Source organism: candidate division KSB1 bacterium (assembly GCA_034505495.1).
Taxonomy (GTDB): Bacteria; Zhuqueibacterota; Zhuqueibacteria; order Residuimicrobiales; family Krinioviventaceae; genus Fontimicrobium_A.
On record JAPDQV010000074.1, the window covers coordinates 1 to 6,700 of the forward strand.

Genomic DNA, 6,700 nt, shown 5'->3' on the forward strand with positions numbered 1-6,700 from the left:
TTCTACCTGGCAAAAAGACACACTGACTAACAAAGACAAACCGTTACAGCAATTGCGCAGCTGGAAATTGGAAGACTTCTATAAGAGTGCCTTTGAGCAACCCAAGATTGACTTCGCGTTGCTTCCTCCAGCCTCCTGGTTCATCCAGTTCACCTTCACCCCCGCCAAACCTTACATCTCAAAAGAAAACAACCCGTTTTATATCATAGACAACCCCATAGTGCGGGATAAGGTCTTTCAACTGCCGATGATACGCCCGACCGGTTGGAAAGGCAACCTGTACGCGGCGCTCTGGCAATTGGGGCATGACAAACAGGATGATGAGCAGATGCGGCGACTTTTTGGCGAAACGCGCGGCGAAGAAGGCGGGCAGGCCGGGCGATTGTACTTCTATCCTACCTTCTTCACCGAAACCGGCCTGGAAATCGTCAATCCGCACGACCGCAAACGCCGCGTTGGCAAAAATCCCATTCTGTTCGAATGCGTCCCCGCCGGCGCACAGGGCACCTTCTCCCTGCTCTACGTCCCCTTCGACCTGATTGGCCAGCCCGAAAGCGAAATCCGCAAGCAGGCCCTTGCAGATTTGCAACTTGTGGCCAAAGGCATCAAAGAGATGATGCTCACCTACGGCTTCTCCGCCAAGCGCACGAGCGGGTATGGGGTGGCGCAGGATGAGATTCAGGGCCGGGTACAAACACGCGTTGACAATAAAGCCCTGACACGCCTAAGCCAATTGGTACAGGAGGTGTCTAATGTCTCGTGCTAAAGCGGAACCGGCAAAGATCTTGTTAAAGCCGGTTGTAAAGGCGCTGGAACAGGGTCTGACTGATGACTTGGTAGCCGTAGCTCTTTTCGGGTCACGGGCACGCGGTGACGCCGAACCGGAAAGCGATTGGGACCTCTTAATTATTGCCCACAACCTTCCTAAAAGGATGCTCCCGCGTCATTTTTATCTCAAATCCATGCTTCCCAGAGAATGGTGCGCTCGTATCTCGCTTCTGGCAAAAACTCCTCAAGAGTTCGAAGCCCAACTTCCTTCGCTTTATTTGGATATTGCGCTGGATGCCCTTGTGCTTTTTGATCCGCAAGGCTATCTCCATGAAAAATTTCGCAAACTTTGCTCATGGATAGATAAAATGGGTTTACGACGTGAACGATTGAACGGCGATTGGGTTTGGCGCTGGCAACAAAACCGCCCCGTTGAATGGGCGCCAAGCTGGGAGAATATAAGATGAAACCTACACCTGAAGCACGTTATCGCCTGCGCCTGGCGCAAGGATTTCTACAAGAGGCTCGACAGGATATGGCGCTGGGACGCTGGCGTGCCGCCGTGGATAACAGTCAATTGAGCGTAGAGAATGGCGCAAAAGCGGTACTTTCTCTCATCGGGCCGGTGGGACGCACGCATAACCCGGCCGTTCAGCTGCAGCAGGTGCTTCAGGAGGGACGTTTCTCGCCCCAAGAAGCTCCGTTAGTCGAAGCCCTCACCAGATGCGCTGAAATGTTGGGCCCTGACATTCATATCCAGACCGATTATGGAGACGAGGCCGGAGGTTGCACTCCGTGGGAACTCTTTTGTGAAGATGACGCCCGTCAGGCACTGCAAATGGCTGAAGAAGCCTATTCTCTGGCCGAACGCCTTGTTCGCGGAGATGAGATATAAGTAATAATAAGTTGGAAATACTTGCTGAAAAATTGGCAAGCCATGCTTCTTGCGGAAGCAATTGGATGGCTGCTCGACTACAGCAAATATTCCGAAGAGCATTTGAAAACTCAGGCGCCACATAGTAGCTCTAAGGCGTTGGCGCAGATGGAACCGGCAAAGATGAGCAAACCACAACAACAGGAATATGAAAAAGCCAAAAAGTGGTGGGAGCGTGAAGGTAAGGCCATGAACGAACGGCCGGCCACGCTCATCGAGCCGACGCCTGAGCCTACCGAACAACGGCTTCAGCGCGAGTTTGGCTCTTTTACAGAGTTGTTGGAAAAGGTCATAAAAGTCGGGAAGGCATTGGTAACGGCAGGAGATGAAGAATGAGCCGAATCAATGGCATGGAAAAAAAAGCCCGTGCGCGACGAGCCCTTCTGAAATCTGAATTGGAGCGCTGCCTCAAGCTCCTTCGAAAGCACTACGCCCCCCAGCGTATTCTACTCTTTGGCTCCCTTGCCGATGAGCAAGTCGATGAATGGTCGGATATTGACTTGGTTATCATCAAACAGACCAAGCAAAAATTTCTTGACCGAACGCGTGAGGTGATACAGCTCCTGCAGCCAAAGGTTGGGATGGACATTCTCGTTTACACTCCTGAAGAGTTTGCCCAACTTACGCAGGAGCGCTCGTTCGCACGGGATGAAATCCTTGCCAAAGGAAAGGTGATCTATGAAGGAAAGTGATCGTTGGCTATTCTTTGCGCGGCAGGATTTACGCATGGCGGAACTGGCTTTAAATGAAAAGCTATATAACCAGAGCTGCTTCCATGCCCAACAGTACGTGGAGAAAACGATTAAAGCCTGGCTGGTGCATCAAGTCAAAACGCCGCCCCGCAACCATAGCTTGACCGACCTGATCAACCTGCTCGATCCGAACCCGCTTGCTGATATGGCATTCGAAATTCAACTGCTTGACCGCGTTTATATCCCTACCCGTTACCCGGATGCCCTGCCCGGTTCTCTGCCCGAAGGTCTGCCTGACCGCCGCGACGCTGAACAGGCGTTCGAGCCGGCTCGCCAAGCGCTCGTAAGAATCGAACAATCCATCAATGAAGGATGAGGGAGAAAAAATGTCCCTGGATGACCTGAGACGACAACGCGATGCCCTGCTCCTGGCCGAAGCGATTGGCTGGCTGCATGACTATCGCAAATGTTCCGAAGAGCATTTGCAAACCCAGGCTCCACACAGTAGAGCTCAAGCGTTGCAACGAAAAGAACTGGCAACAAGACAACCAACCTTGCTGGGTGTCAATTTTGCACTTCTCGAAATCTCGCGAAACGTTGCCAATTTGCTTGACGATACAACCTGGAACCAAGATGTTTTAGGACAGTTGATCTCTCGCTGTCACAACACAGCACATTTCGATAAGCAAGAGCCTGTTGATGGCGAGCAAGCCTATCCTGGTGTGCAAATCAGTTCACCTTTTGGCTTCGAGCAAGCCGTTGCAACCAATCTGACACAGAATTTATGGAATTTACCCTGGGCAAATCTGGCAACGATTGCCACCGATCGGGAAAATTTACGGAAAAGCATCAGCAAGCTATTTGCTCAGACTGTTGCTGATAGCCGCCGTCCCATCAATGAAGTGGACTTGTGGAGTTGGGGAATGCTGGTCGGCGCGCTATATAAATCTGCGCTTGCCGGTGCCTTGCTGACAGCAACACCCCTTCAAGTATCCAACGTTCGCTGGCGATTGCTCGCTGTGCGTTTCGATGGGCTGAAGTACCTGCTCAATGCTATTCGCATTCCCGATTTGCTCGCCAGGCAAGAGTTACTGACCGATGGGCTGAACAGAGTGCAAACGCTCCTGGAAGTGACCTATCCTCTGGGCAGCGAAGTGTATCGGGATGAGAACGGGAGCGTCTATGTCGTGCCGGATGTGCCCGATTTACTGGATTATACCGACAGCAGTGGTATAACACTTCGAAGTCTCATCTTGCAGGAATTCTCGCAAGGCACGGTAAAGAACGAACCCAAGCTCAAACTTGGCGGGGAAATCGCGCCCCACATCGAACTGGAAACAACTCCCTGGTGGGGACAGGATCCGGGATGGCCCAACTCCTCCAACGATGAACTGCCCAACATCGGCGCTTTCCTGGCTCAACGCTATGTTTTGACTTCTGACCCCAAGGCCGTCCGGTCACATTGGAATGAGCCGGTTGCTGACATTTGTACCGTTTGCGGCTTACGCCCGCAGGGACCCGGTCAGAAAGCTCTCCAGCGTCATGTATGCGATATTTGCGAAGAACGCCGCGCTGACCGCTCTCAGCGATGGGCGACGTCCCAAGCCGACACAACCATTTGGAACGATGAAGTCGCCGATGTCAACGGTCGCCTGGCGCTCATTGCCGGACAGTTCGATTTACGTCAGTGGCTGAATGGAAGCCTGCTTGAAACGCTTTTCGTTGTTGCTCCGAATGATCCAAAGAATACCAACGGCGCTCCAATTACGACAAAAACCCCTTCGTTCAGCCGTTTACGGCGCATTTTGGAAACAACACACGCTTTCTGGAAGGAAGTTCAGGCTGAGATTTTACCAACATTGAGCGATGACCGCCGCCGCTTGAAAATTTACCTGACCAAAGACCCACAATTAGGTGCATTTCACGCTTACGACCTGGTAGCAGGTTCAACCATGCTCAGTCTCGTGTGGGTACCGCCAGAAGGGGGCCAGGAAGGGTATTTGGTCAGCATAGATAACCCCGGTTACATCGCACGTCAGTTAGGCGCTCACTCGGACATTTACAATCATCCGGCGACTGCTGCTATCTTTGTGGAAGACTACTTGAAAACGCAATTCATTAACCAAAACCAATCCAATCAGCCCATCTTGTACAATGCAGATGTGCAAGCAGGACAGGTCAAGAAAAATTTGCTCGATGGTATTTCTGTCCGAGAAATTGGCTATCAGTCCAATCAATATGCCACGGCCATCCCCATCCTTGCCGAGCCGCGTTCTTTCCTGATGCTCGTTCCAGCGGATAAGTCGCTTGCTATCCTGCGGCACATCCGGGCCAAGTACGAGCGCGAGCTGGGCAAAGTCCGCAACCGCCTGTCGCTCTACCTGGGCGTGGTGTACTTTGGACGCCGCACGCCGCTCTTTGCCGCTCTCGACGCCGCCCGCGCCATGCTGGACAGCAGTCAGTCGGCTGTGAACAGTGAACAGTGGAAATTGAAGAGCAATCCGCAGCTTTTCGCCGATGGTCAAACCCTGATGCTCGCATTCGAGAACGGCATCACCTGGCAGGTTCCGGTCATGATGGGCGATGGGGAGACGGAAGACTGGTGGTATCCGTATTTCGCGCTGGACAGCCCGCCCAACCCGCCCCGCCCCCGCCAGTTCACCCATGATGGCAAGACGTGGGTGCATGTCAGGGATTTGCAGCCAGGCGACCTCGTTTCCATCACCCCCTCGCATTTCGACTTCCTCTGGCTGGATACCGCCGCGCGGCGCTTCGAGACCGCTTACGACGAGCAAGGCCGCCGCCCGGCGCGCCCCACCCGCCCCTTTTACCTGGAGGACCTGGCACGGCTGGAGAGCGTTTGGGAAACTTTTTCCCAATGCTTGACCCTCACCCAAATCCATCAAGTCCTGGTAATCATCGAAACCGCCCGCGAACGCTGGTTCGAAGCGGATAAAAACGGAGAATCGGCCAATGATGAAACTTTCAAGCGCTTCGTAGCCGATACCCTTGCCAACGCCGAATGGCCCAAGGGTAAAGCATGGGAAACGCTCTCTATATCGGAACGGACGAACTTGATTGCGGCCGCCGCCCGCGGCGATTTGGCCGACCTGGCCGAACTGCATCTGGAAATTCTCAAAGAAAAAATTGAAAAGGAGTAAAGCGATGACCTCAGAGCGTTATGCCTTTCAACGATATCTTTTAATGACCCTCGACCCGGTTCATCCGGGCGCGGGCGGCTACCGCTTAGGACGGGTGGATTTGAGCATCGCCCGCGAACCCGGCACACGCCTGCCGAAAATCCCCGGCTCCAGCCTGCACGGGGCGGCCCGCGCCTACGCCGCCTACCTCTATGGCACGCCTGAGGCCGCCGGCCAGAGCCAGGAGAAGATAGACAACCCGGCGCAAAACCCCATCTGCTACACCTTTGGCTATCTCAAAGGCAAAGCCATGTCCTCCGGCGTCGTCAACCTCTTCGATGCCCGCATTCTGCTCTTTCCCGTCCACTCCATGCGCGGGCCGGTCTGGGTCAGCACCATGGGGCGCCTGCGCGAAGCAGGGTTCCAGAACGTGCCGGACGGCGAACCCGCCGAAGGCGCCTGCCGGACGACCTTCGCGCATTCCGGCAAACTCAACCTGGGCTGGTTGATGCTGAACGCAGAGCAGCAGCAGGTAAGTATCACTGCGCCCCAAGATTGGCAAAAGGAACAGTGGCAGGCCGTCCAGAATCATATTGTCCTCGTCCCCGAATCCCTCTTCTCGCCCATCGTCAACAGCAACCTGGAAGTGCGCACCTCGGTCAGCATTAACCCGCAAACCGGCGCCGCCGCCGAGGGGGAGCTCTACACCTACGAAGCCATCCCGCGCGCCACCTTCCTCACCGCCGAAGTCGTCCTGGACGATTTCAGCCATGATAAACAGGACAAGCGGCCTCAATTCCCAATTCAGAAAACCGCTCAAAACAGTGACCTTCCTGGCGGAGCGTGGCAGGGGCCGCTGGACGTGGTGCGCGCCGGCCTGAAGATGATGGAATACCTGGGCGTGGGCGGCATGGGCACGCGCGGCTTCGGGCGCATCCAGATTGTCGGTAAGCCGGCTGCGAAAAAACAAGACGATATCTTCAAGAGCCTGAATTGCAAGGAGGGGCAGGATGAACCCGCAAAATAACCTCGACTATCTGGCCGCCCAGCACGCTCAGAAGATTGTCCAAGCGCTGCAATCGGACCCCAAAAAGGCCGAAAACAGCCTGACTAAAACCCTGGGCGTCTTGCAGGAGAACGGCGTCTATGCCTGCTTCCTCTACCTG

The 6,700-nt window shown here is 54.4% G+C and carries 8 protein-coding genes; all 8 read left to right on the forward strand.

The genetic code is table 11. The features are described from left to right. The coding region (locus ONB24_15350; GenBank protein MDZ7317487.1) for a hypothetical protein at positions 1–766 on the forward strand (766 nt) is incomplete at its 5' end. Next, positions 753–1,235 (forward strand): nucleotidyltransferase domain-containing protein, encoded by a 483-nt coding sequence (locus ONB24_15355; protein ID MDZ7317488.1) that lies wholly within the window; start codon positions 753–755, stop codon positions 1,233–1,235. The genes ONB24_15350 and ONB24_15355, both read left to right, overlap by 14 nt. After that, on the forward strand, positions 1,232–1,663 hold the full coding sequence (locus ONB24_15360; protein MDZ7317489.1) for a HEPN domain-containing protein: 432 nt from the start codon (positions 1,232–1,234) through the stop codon (positions 1,661–1,663). Before ONB24_15355 ends, ONB24_15360 begins: the two co-directional genes overlap by 4 nt. A gap of 21 nt (positions 1,664–1,684) precedes the next feature. Continuing rightward, the gene (locus ONB24_15365; protein MDZ7317490.1) at positions 1,685–2,038 is read left to right on the forward strand and encodes a hypothetical protein; all 354 of its coding nucleotides are present in this window, start codon (positions 1,685–1,687) and stop codon (positions 2,036–2,038) included. Continuing rightward, a complete protein-coding gene (locus ONB24_15370) occupies positions 2,035–2,394 on the forward strand; it encodes a nucleotidyltransferase domain-containing protein (protein ID MDZ7317491.1) in 360 nt (119 codons plus the stop codon). Before ONB24_15365 ends, ONB24_15370 begins: the two co-directional genes overlap by 4 nt. Further along, on the forward strand, positions 2,381–2,770 hold the full coding sequence (locus ONB24_15375) for a HEPN domain-containing protein (protein ID MDZ7317492.1): 390 nt from the start codon (positions 2,381–2,383) through the stop codon (positions 2,768–2,770). Before ONB24_15370 ends, ONB24_15375 begins: the two co-directional genes overlap by 14 nt. 10 nt (positions 2,771–2,780) lie before the next feature. Beyond that, positions 2,781–5,555: a CRISPR-associated protein Csx11 gene (locus tag ONB24_15380; protein MDZ7317493.1), complete on the forward strand. Its 2,775-nt coding sequence runs from the start codon at positions 2,781–2,783 to the stop codon at positions 5,553–5,555. A gap of 4 nt (positions 5,556–5,559) precedes the next feature. Continuing rightward, positions 5,560–6,561 carry a type III-B CRISPR module RAMP protein Cmr4 gene (gene cmr4 / locus ONB24_15385; protein ID MDZ7317494.1) on the forward strand — a complete coding sequence of 334 codons (1,002 nt, stop codon included), beginning with the start codon at positions 5,560–5,562 and terminating at the stop codon, positions 6,559–6,561. The last annotated feature ends 139 nt before the right edge of the window (positions 6,562–6,700 follow it).